Source organism: Mesorhizobium sp. Arg314 (assembly GCF_053714275.1).
The window spans coordinates 1-394 of sequence record NZ_JBSKBP010000274.1; the positions used below are offsets into that span (position 1 = coordinate 1).

The following is a 394-nucleotide window of genomic DNA, read 5'->3' on the forward strand; positions in this document are numbered from 1 at the left end:
GCCGGATCGACCACTTTCAGCTTGTCGCCGTTCTCCGTGACCGTGACGTCGCCCGTGCCGGCAACGGCCACCACCGAGAAGATGGCGCCTTCCGGCTTCCAGCACTTGGTGCAGCCGCAGGCGTGGTTGTGCGCGATCTGGCCCTTGACCTTCACCTTCACCGGATTGCTGGTGCAGAGGCAGACCAGCGTGCCGCCGGAAAAGCTTGCGCTCTCCTTCGGCAGGCCGTTGTCGATCGAGTGATGCAGTTTTTCCGCCATTCCTACTTCCTCCCTGTTTGACCACAGAGGTCGCGGGCGCTCCGGCCTGCGGCCCGGTGGGTTCCTCTACCAGTGGTTTTGCTTCAGTAAACCACCACGCTGCGGATCGACTTGCCCTCATGCATGAGGTCAAA

General features: G+C 62.2%; 1 protein-coding gene. It reads right to left on the minus strand.

Features of this window, described 5'->3' with window-relative positions; genetic code table 11:
* On the minus strand, nucleotides 1-260 hold a 260-nt coding region (locus ACWGS9_RS35460), incomplete at its 3' end, for a GFA family protein (RefSeq protein WP_454509512.1).
* Between the last annotated feature and the right edge of the window lie 134 nt (nucleotides 261-394).